Origin of the sequence: Paenibacillus nicotianae (genome assembly GCF_042681745.1) — a bacterium.
GTDB lineage: Bacteria > Bacillota > Bacilli > Paenibacillales > Paenibacillaceae > Saccharibacillus > Saccharibacillus nicotianae.
In genome coordinates this window covers 222,754-237,847 of the sequence record NZ_JBHUGF010000010.1, presented here as the reverse complement: position 1 = coordinate 237,847, position 15,094 = coordinate 222,754, and the positions used below count along the sequence as shown (strand labels likewise).

Below are 15,094 nucleotides of genomic sequence, written 5' to 3'. Positions count from 1 at the left end.
TGGCGTATCTACACGTCGAGAGGAGCAACATCATGACGGTTCAAAAAGCGCTGATTTCAGGTGCAAGTATTGCTGGGCTTAGTACAGCGTTCTGGTTGAGCAAAGCAGGTTGGGAAGTTACAGTTATTGAGCGTGCCAGTACTTTTCGTGATGGCGGGCAAAATGTCGATGTACGCGGGGTTGCACGCGAAGTTCTTCAAATGATGGGCTTGGAAGAGCAAGTTCGCAAACAAACGACGACTGAAGAAGGAACTGCATTTGTAAATGAAAAAGGACAAACGGTTGGTGCTTTTCCTGTAGAAGATTCGGATGGAATGACTGCTGAATTGGAAATCCTGCGTGGAGACTTGGCACGTATCATTCTGGATGCGTTACCAGCGCAAGTTCAGGTTCGTTATAGTGATTGGATTGAACACATTGTAGATCACCAAGAACATGTTGAGATCGATCTACATTCAGGCAAAACCGAAATATACGACTTGCTTATTATCGCTGAAGGTGTGCGATCCAGAACGCGGGATAAAGTGTTTGGAGATCGTGTATCTAGACGTGAACTGGGTCTGAATATCGCTTATGGTACGATTGAACGACAAGCTGGGGATGACCGATGGTGGCGTTGGTATACAGCTACAGGTGGTCGCCAAATTTCGCTTCGTCCTGATAATCAGGGAACGATACGTGCGATGCTCGCATTTAAAGATCGTGATCGTAATCTTGCATCTATTCCTTCAGAACAGGCTCGTACAGAACTGAGTACTGTTTTTGCAGGAGCAGGATGGGAAGATCAACGTGTGATTGAAGGATTTGCTACATCACAAGATGTTTATTTTGATTACCTTACACAAATTATGATGTCTACATGGTCGGAAGGCAGAGTATGTGTTACCGGTGATGCGGCATGGTGTGTCACTCCTATCGGTGGAGGTGGATCGTCACTCGCATTGATTGGCGGATATGTTCTTGCGGCATTTCTATCGCAACCTGAATCTAATAAAGCAGAAGGCATACCTATTTGTCTCAACAAGTATGAACAATGGATGCGTCCAATTATCGATAAAGCACAACATTTACCTCCAGGTGCTCCAAATTTCTTTTATCCGCAAACCAAAATCGGCGTTGGCACGATGCAGACATTTATACGGATTGCTAGCTTTGGCCCATTCCGCAAGCTTGCTGCTCGCATCGGTCATGTTGCTCGTACCCAACAACAATTGCCTGATATCAGACTTGTACAGACTACAACATAAGTAATCTTACTCACGAATAGATATACACATAGAAATCCTCACTAGATATATGATCACTTGCTCTTATTCTTGATATACGGATTTTCCTCCTATAAGAGATATAGAAAGTTGCTTTCTTTCTGGTCGATGATAGGAGGAGAATCTATACAACATTGAAGTCTTTACTAATTTATAAGTTGCAATTAAATCTAAATTCATATGTCGCTACAATTTATATAGCAACTCATTCGATATACAAATTAAAATTAAAAATTACTCATAAAGTTTTGTATGACTCTACCTTTTTCTATTCGTTCTGTAAATTTTCCTTTTGTATACTCATTAATTGTTTTATGCCAAAATATCTGAGCCGATGTATTATCTTCAATCTGATAGACTTCCCATCGTCCTTTATGTAAATCAAAAATGCGTGTAGCTACAGCTTTACCGATTCCTTCTTTTCTATATTTTCTAAAAATAAAAAATTCAGCAATAGAATAATAATTTGGCTCTATCGTATCTATATATTTTACTAATACAAACCCTACATGCTTATCTTCTTGTTTAACAATATATGCAAATCTATGATATTCTTCGTTCCAATACTCTTCTAAAGGATATTCATTATATAATCCATCCTCTTCTACATCAAACTTCAAAAACTCTGAAAAATCATATATATAAAATTGCATTAAGTTAGCTAAAATTTCTTTATGTTGTTTTTGTGCTTGAATAATTTCAAAATTCATTCAATATTCTCCTTCATTTGCTTGATGTGTACTAAGCCAATCGATCATAAAGTCAAAAAGTTCTGTAGAATATCTATGGTTATTAGTACAACTTGGTAACTTTCTTCTAATCTTTTCTACATTACCTTCAATATCAACAGATTCGATAAAATGCACTAACCCCGGACAAAACTCATTTAACGCTTTGAAATATCTTAGTTGTGGTTCGATAAATTGTAAATTCATTTCAAACCCTCTTCTTAATCGAGTAGAATCACTTGCTTTTCTGTCTCTTAGATTATGCTCATGAGTATACAGAATAAAATATGTATCCGGGAACCCTAATTTCTTCTGACTTATTAACGGTCGATAAAATCGTTCTACAAAAGCTAAGCTTTGTCCATCAAATAAAGTGAAATCAAAAGACCAGTTGTACCAGAACGGTTGAAATAAATCGATATCGATAATCACTTCTGTATCTGTTTCTTTTTCAATAGCTATATTCCAGCGATCCAGTTGACGCTCAAAAAACCATTCAGGATATTCATGTTCAGGCTTTTCCCACCAACTTGCAACCTCTGGAATATGAAAAGCTTTGTTTGCACTAGCAAGAGCAGATGAAGTAGCTGTCTTTCCGACTGCACTCGCTCCTTCAATACTAATAATAGTCATATAAAATCCTTTCTCTTGTACTCCAGATGATTTCAAGTCATTGAAGATAACCGCCTTAAATACTTATTTTAAAATAGGGAACTGTTACTACGATCTTCCGATTTTCTTGCTTCATATGTAATAATACTCTCTCCATTTTTAGGTGGTGATTTATACTCGTAGTTGGCTGATATTGTGACATCCACAAATCCTATCCTTTCTAATAATAGTTGGAATTCATATATTCCATACCAACTTATAGACAATCGTTGAAGTTCAGTCTGTAACAGGGCTCCATCTTTCCACTTCTCATATTTTAGCAAAGAAATAGTTCGTTGGTTCACTATATCTAATTCAATACGTTTTTCTTCTAACGTAATCACTTCATTTTTGCTATTTTCCCATAAACGCGTTTTCACTGAATGGCTAGTAAAATCGGTCTGTAGTAGTATATCCATTATGATAATACCATCATGTTTTAAATGAGCATAATAACATTTCAATGCATGTATCAGATCTTCTCTCAACTCAATTAATTGAATCGATCCTCCAGGAATAATAATGGTTTCATAAGTTTTATTTAAGTTAAATCTACTCATATTCCTTTCTAATAAAATAGGATTTAGATCTAATTCCTTACATGCTTTTCGACAAGAATCTAGCATGGCTGATGAATAATCTATACCATCGACCTTAAATCCCTTTTGCAATAATGGAATAAGAACTCTTCCAGACCCACAAGCGACTTCAAGCAATTCTTTTTTGTCTATTTGTTGTAGTCTCTCTATATAGTATTTTACGTCCTGATAAGAAAAACCTACAGGCTTACTTATCTCATACACTTCTGTACATAATTCTCCATAGGAATTATACATCGCTTTAACACCTACTTTATATTAAATTGTATTTGGATAGTTTTATTATTACATCTAATATTGAAACAAAAGAGCTGATCTTGCAAGATCAGCTTTTTGAGTTAAATTATCTGTACTGATTATTACTCATTATTAACAATTTAATGCCAATTTTTAAAAGGTGATTCCTAGATACTTTTTATTAGCTAGTCCACTGCTTATAGCCCATCACTGAAAAATTATTATTCGTACTATTCACAACAATACGGAAATTTTTATAATCGTTTTTAGATAATTTTAAATGTTTTTTCTGGATTTTGGAATATGGTTGGAATGGTGTTACAAAGACAGGTTCCCACCCTTTATCTGTCTGAGCTTCTAGACTAAAAATAACGACTTCTTTGTTTTGACCTGCGAAAGGAAACATCGTAAATTGGACATCTGTTATTCCTTCTGCATTGATACCATCCAAAATACGTGGTGTAGAACTAGCCACAAACGTATAAATAATATAATAATCCAGATCAGGTACAGGATCTCCCGGTTGTGGTGGTTCGGGTATAATGATAGGTGCTGCTTGCGCACTGCTAGAAGGTGTTTCTGCAAAAACCGTAGACGATTGACCTGCAAAAGATCCTACAGATACTAGACTTAATGTTAAAGGAATGAACAATAGATTTTTAAAAAAAGGGTTAGTCATTTTCATCATATCTTCCTCTCACTGGTATGATTTTATTTACTTACTGTATATTGCTCTTCTTTTGTGTTTCTTGATCAGCCTCCTTTTCATAGTATTTACATCTAATTAAGCTGTTTAACTAATTTATTTCATCTGAAATATATCATATTTAGAAATAAATGGATATAAAAATAGAAAAATGAACACATTTTATTTCTGATAGACAGTAATAGCCCATAGCAAAAAAAGATCGCTCCAAAGAGCGACCTTTTCTAACACTACTGTTATTTTCCCACCGAGGAAAGAAATTTTTCCAAAGCTGTTGTATCCGCAATATTATGATTACAATCTTCATTATCTACACAAATATACTGACCGACAGAAGCGATATTATCCGGTGATCCACTTGCTTTGATTTTCACATTAAAAAATCCTAGCTCACGATGTCGATTACAAAACATACAAAACCCTTTTTTGTTCGTCGAAGTCATCTGCCCTTCAATCCCAACCATCCGATCTTGATATGGATACACGATATATAGACGATTTGTCGAAATATCTGTCCATCTTAGATACGTCGTATGTGTATAATCAATCGTTTCTAGATCAGGTAGTTTAAGCTTTTTGGCTTTGGGAAAAAGCTTCTGCACCTGCTTCACAGATACTTCTGGAAATGGAATCACATAAGCATCCAGTTCATCTAGATAATGTTCCAGATCATGAGTTGCTTCATAAGTGGATAGCTGTTCTAACAGACTTTTTTGTTCTGGAGTCAAATGTTCAAAAGCTTCTATAATGTTCATAACAGCACTTTCTCTGACCGTTTCTAACACTTTACGATCACCAACGCTACGCATCGTTTTTAACAGAAAGTCTGCCTGTTTTTTAATAAGATTTAATTGATCATTCTGAATAAATGGTGTTTGCATTGCTTTCAGCCCCTTATTTTTATTCTAGCCTTTATAAGGTGCAAAGCCTACGTATACCAAAATACGTGAAAAACCGGGCGATATCATCACATTTTATCGCGCCCTACACAAAGATATGCGCCCCGTTTAGGCTTTGCGTAAGGCCTTTGTAGTGAACGAGCAATCTAGCACTTCTACCAACATTGCCACGGTATGACCCCCAATTCAATAGTATACGAAAAGTATAGCAGTAATTTGAATTTATTGACAAGTTATCATATAGCATTGTTTTAATCTGACTCTTTTTTTACATTACTTAATAATTGCTCTACCAACTCTTCTAATTGCTTCTTATTACGTATAATCATAACTTTTTTATGATTTTTCACTTGCTCCAATTTTTCTAATGTTCTAACTCGATTTCTTTTCTTATAATTCCACACCCATTTTATAAACGCAATATCAAGCTTTTCGGGGCAATCTTTATTAAGATCAGGTCTGGTTCTGCCATGATACTGTATTCTTCGCTTCACAATCCGATACATGCATAACCATCTAGGCATATCCAAAAAGACAATAAAATCGGCTCGCTCGATCCGTATGTCTAATGTTCTGGAGTAATTTCCATCGATAATCCACCGATCGGTAAGCGCAAAATCTGTGACTTTCTGATCCCATGATTCCTGCTCTGTTGCTTGCCAGTTCGCTTGCCAGTAATAACGGTCTAGATGAATAATAGGTAATTGTAATATGTTATGTAACTTTTGCGAAAGAGTCGACTTTCCTGAACCTGAACAACCGATCACTATCACACGATCCATCCTATCACCCCTTTTCTCCTGCAATGCCTTATCGTAAGTTGTTTTTACACAGAGATGAAGCTGTCTCTACAGAAACGATCAAACAAAATATCTAAACAAATAGCAATCAACAGAATCGACCTTAACAGACAGGCTCTTTTAACTAGATAGGCTATGTTAATTTAAACTTTTCGATAATCAGTTCTGTCACTGTATCTGCGGATAGATGAGTGTTTATTGATTCGTACATAATATTGCTCTTGTATCTCACCCGGTAACGAGTTGAGTCGATACATTTGATTCGTTTCAATCAGTTCATTTTCCGACCATTGTGTATCTCGCTTTGTAGGTTTGTGCAATAATCTATGTTCTGTTTTGTTTCTTATTTTGCGTTCTTCTAGATCAGCTTCAAGTTCAACGAAATATACATCTGCCTCTCTAGATCGAAAAAGATTCATAATTTGTTCGATATACTCCCAATCACTTTGCAGATCGAATGCCCATACATATGTAAAAATCAGTCCATCTAGATTACTTTTAGATACTTCTTCAAATATTTCTTGCCTGATCACTTGTACCAACCGCTTGCGGACCAAATATGATTATAAATTTCATAACAATTCTCCTATTCTTCAGGTTTCACTATTACATAGTACACATGCATGACATGTTAAATAAATATCATGATTTTCACACTTGGGATATCCTATTGGAATCGTAGGTCGATCATCACCTTCTTCAATTTCTGTCCACTCTAAATAATTTTTGATGTCAACATGCTCTTGATTAAATACTTCAATCATTGAATAAAACTGCTGTAAACAGCTTATAATGAATTCTTGTTGCGGTTCGTAACTTAGTTTTTCCCAACCTAGTCCGTCGATTGCTTTTAAAATCACTTCTAATATAAACTTTTTTTCTATCAAAAAATGTTCAATCGTCCATGGCATTTCATCAATGTCAAAACTGACTGTTCCTATACCAACAACAGATTGATCTCTTTGTGCTAACCAGATAATCATTTCTTTTTCACGATTAGTTTGAGCTAATATAGAACCACTAATCGATAACACCTCAATAAAAACAGATGTTAAACCATTAGACATACCTATAGATTCAATACTATCATTCAACGCTTGTGGCAACGATATAGAGTTGGACATAGTTGTTCTCCTTTAACTACAGTACTGTAGCCAATTCGTGTATGAACTGATTAAAAGCAATTATTAAATAGCTATTCATTATTTACTTTAATGATTGAATAACCTACTTAACCTATTTTCTCCATAATTTTGTTTTTATCTACTCTTACTTATTAATTGCTTGTATACTTCCCACTCAAAATAAAAAGGGCCAATAGGTATAGTTTTATTATCTGGCTCTAGCTTAAAATCTCTCCATACAATTAAATCCGCTTCTCGTTCTATCAACACAGAGATAAATCCGCATTCTTCATCCCCACACCAGGGACAGACCAATATCGGATATCTATAATATAGATTAGGATGCATCTGTTCTAATAACAAATAATCTAATATTTGTTTTTGATACTCTTCACCTCCCCATCCTAAAGCGGGAATCATATCATATTGTTTCAGCATGTGATAAAGAGATTTGCCATCAATGACAAAATCAATAAATGTCACATTTTTATTTCCTTCTTGCTGAGGATCGAACTCATCGTATCTCTGCGTAATATTTAATTGTAAATGATTGATATTATGCATATATTCTCCTTATTATGTATTCTTTTATTTAGTATATCAGCCATTTTACTAGTTCAACATGCTCTTTTTTGTACAAATAAGAGATAAGAATACTTTTACATCCATTTATTCGATCTCTAATCTTAGCCAAATTTATGAATCAAAGGAGCATAACGATGCAAATGACAGGGAATACAATATTGATTACCGGTGGAAATGCAGGAATTGGGCTTGCTTTTGCAGAGCGTTTTTTGAAGGCAGGCAATAAAGTAATTGTATGTGGACGACGTGAAGAAGTGCTTCAGCAAGCACAAGCACAGTATCCAGAATTAATTACACGTGTATGCGATGTGGAAAAAGAAAGTGAGCGAATCGAGCTATTTGATTGGGTGACTACTCACTATCCAGAAGTCAATGTACTCGTTAATAATGCAGGTATTCAGCAACGCTTAAATGTATTAACAGCAGATGCTAAGAACCATTGGAGCGATTTTAGCAAAGAAATCACGATCAATATTGAAGCACCTGTTCACCTTTCGATATTGTTTGCTTCTTATTTTGTGACTCAACAAAATGCTGCTATTGTTAATGTTACTTCGGGATTAGCTTTTACACCATTTGTGATTGCTCCTATCTATTCAGCAACCAAAGCAGCACTCCATTCCTTTACGATGAGTCTTCGATACCAGTTAGAAGATACATCAATTGAAGTGATCGAAATTGCACCTCCTGCTGTAAATACAGATTTAGGTGGAGCCGGACAACATACTCAAGGCGAGCCACTAGATGCTTTTGCAGATGGTATTTTTGAAGGATTAGCCGCAGGCAAACAAGAAATTGGTTACGGTTCTTCAGTAGATCGCCTACGAATGTCGCGCGATGATATCGATAAGTACACCAAGCAGATGTATGATATGACCAAAGACTTTTTGAAATCATAAAATTTTTACAATCCTAAAAATAGTACAATTACACAATAATCATTCTAATAAAGCCCATACTATTAAATCCAATCATATTTTGTTCTGTATAGTACTCAAAAAAAGAGTCCCTCTGTAGTTTATACAAATGGACTCTTTTTATTTTGTTTTGCTTGTAGTAGTTCTTATTTAATTATAATAATTTATGCGTATTTACATCATTACTTGTATGATATTTTGGATGTATCGTTATTGGGTATACTTATTTCTTAATCAATCATCACGCTACGCTTGCTATGCTAACTTATGAATGAATACTTTTATTTTTTTCATAAAAACGCGCATTGTGAGAAGATACGCCTGCCATATGAGAAGCATCTGGTTCTAGATACAATTTGGCTGCATTGACTGCAAGTACTGCATCATTAAATGCTCCGGCAATCAGTCTGACTTTACTTCCATAAGTGATACAATCTCCTGCTCCAAATACGCCTTGAATATTTGTACGCATACGTGCGTCTACAGATACTCCGTAATCTTCCCGTTCTAGGCCCCATTCCATCAAATTACCGAAATTACGATCGTACCCATGATTGACGATGACTTCATCCACTTCAATATGTTGCAGGTCATCTGTATGCATATGTGCAATTTCTACATATTCGATTTGATCCTTCGCACCATGTAGATGAGCTATTCGATAAGGCGTGTGTACATTGGCAAATGCTTTCATCTGGGCTACAGGTTGTTCGTGTCCTCCAAATTCATCTCTTCGATGAACAACCGTTACCTCTTTCGCTAATCCAGCTAATTCATTTGCCCAATCGACTGCCGAGTCTCCACCACCAGAGATCAATACCCGTTTACCAGCAAAGCGAGAAAGGTCGGTCACTGTATAATGTAAATTAGTAAGCTCATATTGATTCGCTCCCTGAATATCTAGCTTCTGGATCTGAGTCATTCCTCTACCGATACATAATACAATCGTGCGTGTATAATGACGTTCACCGGTTCTGGATGTAAGCATTAATACACCATTTTCAAGACGTTCCAGATGAGCAATTTCCTGACCAAAAACAATTGTAGGTTCAAACGTTTGAGCTTGTTTTTCCAAAGACTGGATAATTTGCTCACACCGGGTAGGCTCAATTCCACCAACATCCCAGACCAACTTTTCAGGATACGTACGCATAAATCCGCCTAATTCATGCTTAGCTTCAATAATCTTAGTACGCATCGCTCGCATGCCACTATAAAATGAAGCATACATGCCTGCCGGGCCGCCACCAATAATCGTAATATCGTAAATATCGAGTGGTTGGGTATTATTCATTTTATTGCACCAACTTTTCGACGATATTATTCATTAGCAATACAGAACCAACAGGGCCTACTCCATGTACAAAATCACTTGTTTTGAGCGGGAAAACATGGTCGTTTTTGACAGCCGTTAGACCTGCCCAGACTTTGTTTTCTTTTAATTTTCTCATTGATTCTGTATTATCATGATCTTTCAAAATCCGATCTTCGACAAAAATATAATCAGGATTCATATCAGGTAAAGCTTCAAGCGATATAGGAGAAAACCAATCGGTCGAGTCTTTAATCGCTTCAGGACTATGTAGACCTAGCGTTTGGTAAAAGAATGCACTACTGTTCGCGGCTTTGGGTCCCATTACACGATAACGTTCTGATTCAACGCGTAAGATCAATACTGTTTTGTCACCAATCGCTTGTTGAATTTGTTCTCTAGCTTGTTTGGCTTTAGCATCGAATGTGGCTAATACCTGTTTAGACACTTCTGTTTTATCGAAAATCGCTGCTAGATCAGGCATGGCTGTTTTCATTTCACTATCTGCATTAATAGCTACAGTTGGTGCAATTTTGGACAACTCTTCATACGTACCTGGTTCCATACCAATACCGATCCCTACGATCAGATCAGGAGACAATGATAATAATTGCTCATAGTTATATTGATATTGCTCAGCTTGAATCATTTGAACATTATTCTTTTTAAAATAAGGAGCACGGTAATCCGGCTCTACTTCAGGCACAAAAATAACCATCTGCGGTGGAACACCCATCTCAATCAAATACTCTGCATAGATTGAACTAAGCACCAATACATTTTTGGGATGCTGTGGAATTGTAACTTCTCCGAAATAATCTTTGACCACTTTTGTAGCGTTATCTTGCTCAGTAGCTTTTGCTGTACTGGCTTCTGTATTGGAACCGCTAGAACAAGCGGATAACAACAAGCTACATATCATAAATAGTATTCCCCAACTTAACAACTTACGCGACATATGTGTATCTCCCCTTATATGATAATGATTATTATTATCATATAGTATCAGACAACATCTTTTCCTGACATGGGGAATCGTGCGTATTGGTTTGAATTATTGTGCACTCTTTTACACATCGCTTGCTAGATGAGTCACAAGTTCATGTAATATCATTTTATATCCTGTGATGCCGCGTCCTTCTACCCACAGACGAGTATCAATATCGAATACATTGTTTTGTTGAACAGCTTTCAACTGTTGCCACACATCACTTTCTAGCAATTTCTGCATACTCTCATCTGTACTGAACTGCTCTATCATTCTTTTCTCAATAAAAAGGTAATCAGGATTGGCTGACAATAACAGCTCTAATGTACAAGGATTGAACCACGACTTACCTTCTTGTAATACTTCGGGTGCACTCAGTTCCAATTGACCATATAGTAACTTTGCCACACCTACAGCATCTACGCCTAGATAACGATACCCGTAAGGCTCTATTCGTAAAATCATTATCGTCTTTTGAGAGTGAATGATAGGCTGTAGTTTTTGTCTGGCGATATCGATCTCTTGTTCTAAATGGATTTGAATCTGCTGTGCTTCTACTTGCTTATGAAATATAGATGCTAGCTGTTGCAGTAAGGTGAGTACATCAATACTCAAATTTGTAATAAAAGGCGCTATTGCACGTAACTGTTGTCTTACCTCTTCTGACCACACGTTACCGATCAATAATTCAGGAAATAGTTGCTTAATCTGGTGCATATCTTGTTCATACTGCGCTATCTCTACAATCTTCACACCATGTTCTTCAAATTGTTGCAATTGATAGGGTGCTAATAGAAGCGGTGTGACCATTACTGCATACGGAACAATACCAAGATTGATCAGCATATCTGCGCAGGTTGCAGAAAGGCATACTATTTTACGAGACGATAGACTTCCTGCATACAGACTTGGAGACACCCCAACAACCTGCTTGAATCGCCGACTAAAATAATGAGTATCTTCAAAACCAGACTTTTTAGCAATTTCTTGCGAGTTGGTCTGTGTAACGATCAATTGCTCTTGCGCCCGATACATACGGAAAGAAGCAAGATAATCAAGTGGTGGCTTCCCATATCTTTCACTAAATTTACGTGAATAATACCAGGGGCTAACTCCGGCAATCTCTGCTAATTGCTTACGGGTAATCACTTGATCATAATGAGTGTGCATATATTCAGCAGAACGGATAATCCCTTGAGTTAGTGTTTGTTGATCATCAGTTATATGCGTATGATCTTGATATATATACTTGAGCAATGTATAGATCACAGATGGATATTTGACCGATAATTCATATTGTAGATCTAAACTATCTTTACTCAACTGCTGACTGATATCAGCGATAACGCCACCTGTTAACTGCACTTTCTGATATGTCCCTTCTACTGGAACAGACCATAGATAAGGATGAAGTGTTGATGTATTTTCAGTCAGAGTATATGTATTAAATTCGATGCACCAACCGGACAGATCAAGTTGACCTCCTTCTAGCACTTCAATTAAGGAGTAGGCTTCGACTGCAATCAATTGACCGAATGATACTTGCATACGTTCACCATTGATTTTCCAGATCGCTTGTCCGTCTATAATAAGAATCAATGCCGGATATATAAAAGAATGTACTGCTCCTACAGACATCCATTGATGTGTTAACGATTGAGTTGATTTCCATTGGACAATCCACTGATTTTGCACTGACATTCCTTATTCCCTCACTATCTTTCGTATAAGCTTACTATTATTTATGATTATTATATGATCTAAGCTCAATCGACTTTTTGTGTATTGTATCATATGCTATCCAAAAATAAGCCTACCTATACAGCAACGTTCACTGTACAAGTAGACTTATTAGTTAATCTATAGGGTGGTTATATTATCCTTGATTCAAAATCTCGCGGAATCCTTCATGAAGCGGTGTATTCGGATGACCCAACACTTTCTGGAAATCTTGACTTTCGACAGCCAGTGAACCTTCGCGAATCGCTGTTTGGATACCTACTACAAAAGGAAGAGCGTCAGCAGGTACGCCTGCTTCTTTCATTACTTGTTCATACGTAGCATCATCTACTTGTTGAACAGGAATATCTTTACCGCTCACTTCTGCCAAGATTGCTGCTAGTTCTTCTTGTGTCAATAGTGGCCCTGATAATTCATAGACTTTATTATTATGACCTTCATTTGTTAACACATTTGCAGCGGCTTCAGCATAATCACGACGAATAGCCCAACCGACTTTGCCTGTTCCAGCAGATGTTAACCAGGGAGCACCTTGTAAAGCAGCTTGAATGGTACCCATTTCATTTTCCAAATACCAGTTGTTACGCAGAATAGCATAATTGATGCCTGAAGCGACCAATGCATCTTCGGTTTGACGATGATCTTCTACCAAAAAGAATGTACTTTCCTGTGCATTCGGTGCACTGGTATACGCGATAAAGCTAACGCCTGCGGCTTTGGCGGCATCGATAGCAGCTTGATGTTCAGCAACACGATTTCCTGGAGATGTAGAAATGATAAGCAATTTATCAATCCCTGCAAAAGCTGAAGGTAACGTTTCAGGACGAGCAAAATCACCTTCTCTAACTTCTACACCTTTGGCGCTCAAATGCTCTGCTTTTTTCGGATCACGTACACTTGCCACGATATCACTAGCAGGAACCGATTGTAATAATTGCTCAACAACAAGTGAACCCAATTGACCTGTAGCTCCGGTAACTAGAATTTTCATAAGTGTAACCTCCATCAAATTTAGAATCGTAGTATGCCTTGTTATCAGCTTGCTTATTCATCATAATCAATAATTGATTTAAATAACATGACATTCAGTGAAATAAAATAATTTTGCTAAAATAGGCTTCAAAATTCATTTTATTTACTTTATGTAAGTTAGTATATTTAAAATACGAAGTTTCGTCAAGTAACTAAATTAAAATATTATTCGTTGTTTTGCGATATATCAGTATGCGAATAATGATGGGAGGCTACACTAGATTCCCGTACGATTAATCTTGGTTCAAATTCTACCCGTTCATACTCTGACAAATTTGATGACTGAATCCGTTTAAGTAGCAATTCTGCGGCTAATCTGCCTACTTCATTCCCCATAATCGATACTGAACTAATTTGCGGTGTTGTTATCGTTGTCCACAAATTGTTATCAATACCTACCACTGCAATATCTTGCGGAACACGCACCCCTAATTCTTTGAAACGATTCACAATACCAATCGCAACCATATCATTCACCGCATAGATCGCATCAGGCATATGTTTTAAATGATAAAAATAATTGGCGGCTTGTCGTCCAGTTTCAAATGTGAAATCTTCGCCAAAATACACGAGTGAAGCATCTACCTGTCTAACCGATTGTTCATACGCTAAATAGCGCTCTTCAATTTTATCTTTCGGTGCACCGGCATAAGCGATTCGGGTACGTCCAATCTGAATAAGATGTTCCATAACCAGCTTGCCTTCTTGTCTGGCGAGACCGACAATATCAGCTTTGAGATCAGGGCTTAATATTTTACTATAATTAATAACCGAGATTGGAATACCTGCTTGATTGATCATACTTTCAAGCGATTTGGGATAAGCCAGTGGCATAATCACTAACCCATCTACATGGAGCTTTTTAATTTCACGTAACGTTTCCAATTCTAATCTGGCATTACCCAGTGTATTAATTTGTACAACCCGATATCCATGTTGCTTGGCGGCTTGCTCTACTGCCCATGCAATATCAGGAATAATAGCGTTGCGAATATCTGGAACAGCCAGAGCTATCTGACGGGTCTGACGGATTTTGAGACTTTGAGCAGATGTATTCGGTGTGAAGCCCATTTCATCAATAATCTGGAGTATTCGTGCTCTAGTCGCTTGGCTGATTCCTGTACTATTATTCAAAGCACGAGATACAGTAGCAATACCTACCCCTGCTTGCTTGGCTACATCTTCGATCGTTACTTTTTTTGAACGCATATATCGATAGTCCTTCCTATTCGGAATCGTTTCCATTATCTTATGAAATATTTCATGATTTACATCCATTATATCATGATGAACACTAGACAAGCTTTATCAGGCTTTGATAGATCATCTTGATGTATGATTTTCGCTGTAAGCATATCTATTATTTGATGAACAATGATATTAGTATGCAAAAAGATCATATTTTTTCAATAATCAGAATCACTTTTTTTAGCTAAATTATTTGACTTTATGTCAATAATGTGACATCATAATTTTCGGAAACGTTTCCTAAATTATTTTATACTTACCTT

The 15,094-nt window shown here is 36.7% G+C and carries 15 protein-coding genes and 1 pseudogene; 2 read left to right on the top strand and 14 right to left on the bottom strand.

The features are described 5' to 3' along the window. Positions 1–32: 32 nt before the first annotated feature. The gene (locus tag ACFSGI_RS05355) at positions 33–1,247 is read left to right on the top strand and encodes an FAD-dependent monooxygenase (protein WP_204823154.1); all 1,215 of its coding nucleotides are present in this window, start codon (positions 33–35) and stop codon (positions 1,245–1,247) included. Between the two features lie 245 nt (positions 1,248–1,492). Here ACFSGI_RS05355 and ACFSGI_RS05350 read toward each other — a convergent pair whose 3' ends face one another. The 9 genes and pseudogenes from ACFSGI_RS05350 to ACFSGI_RS05310 all read right to left on the bottom strand — a co-directional run bounded on the left by ACFSGI_RS05350 (position 1,493) and on the right by ACFSGI_RS05310 (position 7,573). Continuing rightward, positions 1,493–1,975, bottom strand: coding sequence for a GNAT family N-acetyltransferase (locus ACFSGI_RS05350; RefSeq protein ID WP_204823153.1), 483 nt, complete (start codon positions 1,973–1,975; stop codon positions 1,493–1,495). Next, on the bottom strand, positions 1,976–2,626 hold the full coding sequence (locus tag ACFSGI_RS05345) for an RNA-binding protein (RefSeq protein WP_204823152.1): 651 nt from the start codon (positions 2,624–2,626) through the stop codon (positions 1,976–1,978). 68 nt (positions 2,627–2,694) lie between these two features. Beyond that, positions 2,695–3,480, bottom strand: coding sequence for a class I SAM-dependent methyltransferase (locus ACFSGI_RS05340; RefSeq protein WP_204823151.1), 786 nt, complete (start codon positions 3,478–3,480; stop codon positions 2,695–2,697). Between the two features lie 181 nt (positions 3,481–3,661). Next, entirely contained in the window at positions 3,662–4,165 is a 504-nt protein-coding gene (locus tag ACFSGI_RS05335) for a hypothetical protein (RefSeq protein ID WP_204823150.1), read from the bottom strand. A 257-nt stretch (positions 4,166–4,422) separates the two neighbouring features. Next, positions 4,423–5,067, bottom strand: a complete 645-nt coding sequence (locus ACFSGI_RS05330) for a FusB/FusC family EF-G-binding protein (protein WP_204823149.1) — start codon at positions 5,065–5,067, stop codon at positions 4,423–4,425. 269 nt (positions 5,068–5,336) lie between these two features. Then, positions 5,337–5,867: a DNA topology modulation protein gene (locus tag ACFSGI_RS05325; protein ID WP_204823148.1), complete on the bottom strand. Its 531-nt coding sequence runs from the start codon at positions 5,865–5,867 to the stop codon at positions 5,337–5,339. A 151-nt stretch (positions 5,868–6,018) separates the two neighbouring features. After that, positions 6,019–6,433: pseudogene (locus ACFSGI_RS05320) on the bottom strand (shikimate kinase); the annotation flags it as partial. A gap of 45 nt (positions 6,434–6,478) precedes the next feature. Further along, positions 6,479–7,009, bottom strand: a complete 531-nt coding sequence (locus tag ACFSGI_RS05315; protein ID WP_204823147.1) for a hypothetical protein — start codon at positions 7,007–7,009, stop codon at positions 6,479–6,481. 135 nt (positions 7,010–7,144) lie between these two features. Further along, on the bottom strand, positions 7,145–7,573 hold the full coding sequence (locus ACFSGI_RS05310; RefSeq protein WP_204823146.1) for an oxidoreductase: 429 nt from the start codon (positions 7,571–7,573) through the stop codon (positions 7,145–7,147). A 155-nt stretch (positions 7,574–7,728) separates the two neighbouring features. On the opposite strand from ACFSGI_RS05310, the gene ACFSGI_RS05305 reads away from it, so the two are divergent. Next, positions 7,729–8,493 carry an SDR family oxidoreductase gene (locus ACFSGI_RS05305; protein ID WP_204823145.1) on the top strand — a complete coding sequence of 255 codons (765 nt, stop codon included), beginning with the start codon at positions 7,729–7,731 and terminating at the stop codon, positions 8,491–8,493. A 283-nt stretch (positions 8,494–8,776) separates the two neighbouring features. Here ACFSGI_RS05305 and ACFSGI_RS05300 read toward each other — a convergent pair whose 3' ends face one another. The 5 genes from ACFSGI_RS05300 to ACFSGI_RS05280 all read right to left on the bottom strand — a co-directional run bounded on the left by ACFSGI_RS05300 (position 8,777) and on the right by ACFSGI_RS05280 (position 14,792). Further along, on the bottom strand, positions 8,777–9,805 hold the full coding sequence (locus tag ACFSGI_RS05300) for an NAD(P)/FAD-dependent oxidoreductase (RefSeq protein WP_204823144.1): 1,029 nt from the start codon (positions 9,803–9,805) through the stop codon (positions 8,777–8,779). A gap of 1 nt (position 9,806) precedes the next feature. Continuing rightward, positions 9,807–10,781: an ABC transporter substrate-binding protein gene (locus tag ACFSGI_RS05295; protein ID WP_204823143.1), complete on the bottom strand. Its 975-nt coding sequence runs from the start codon at positions 10,779–10,781 to the stop codon at positions 9,807–9,809. A 111-nt stretch (positions 10,782–10,892) separates the two neighbouring features. Further along, complete coding sequence (locus tag ACFSGI_RS05290) at positions 10,893–12,512, bottom strand: ABC transporter substrate-binding protein (RefSeq protein WP_204823142.1); 1,620 nt, start codon at positions 12,510–12,512, stop codon at positions 10,893–10,895. Between the two features lie 175 nt (positions 12,513–12,687). Beyond that, positions 12,688–13,542, bottom strand: coding sequence for an SDR family oxidoreductase (locus ACFSGI_RS05285; protein WP_204823141.1), 855 nt, complete (start codon positions 13,540–13,542; stop codon positions 12,688–12,690). A gap of 206 nt (positions 13,543–13,748) precedes the next feature. After that, complete coding sequence (locus ACFSGI_RS05280; protein ID WP_204823140.1) at positions 13,749–14,792, bottom strand: LacI family DNA-binding transcriptional regulator; 1,044 nt, start codon at positions 14,790–14,792, stop codon at positions 13,749–13,751. Positions 14,793–15,094 lie beyond the last annotated feature (302 nt).